Source organism: Pseudomonas sp. MD330_10, from assembly GCF_042610415.1.
Lineage (GTDB): Bacteria > Pseudomonadota > Gammaproteobacteria > Pseudomonadales > Pseudomonadaceae > Aquipseudomonas > Aquipseudomonas rhodesiae.
In genome coordinates, this window is record NZ_JBHGZU010000067.1 from 1 (window position 1) to 295 (window position 295).

Consider the following 295-nt stretch of genomic DNA (forward strand, 5'->3'; position numbering starts at 1 on the left):
CGACGGTGCAGCCGCGCTTGCCGATCCCGGATGGCCTGCATGTCCTTGCAATTGATCACACACCGCTCTGGTCCGACCACCGCGACACCGCCCCCAACGTCGCACTGGACGGCGACAACCTCGCCTACGTGATCTACACCTCCGGCTCCACCGGCATGCCCAAAGGCGTGGCGGTGGCCCACGGCCCGTTGGTGGCGCATATCATCGCCACCGGCGAGCGCTACGAAACCGGCCCGACCGACTGCGAACTGCACTTTATGTCGTTCGCCTTCGACGGTTCCCACGAAGGCTGGAT

1 protein-coding gene is annotated in these 295 nt (G+C 65.4%); it reads left to right on the forward strand.

Translation table 11 applies throughout. The features are described from left to right. Positions 1–295: AMP-binding protein (locus tag ACFZPT_RS26640; protein WP_379555954.1), on the forward strand; the 295-nt coding region annotated here is incomplete at both ends.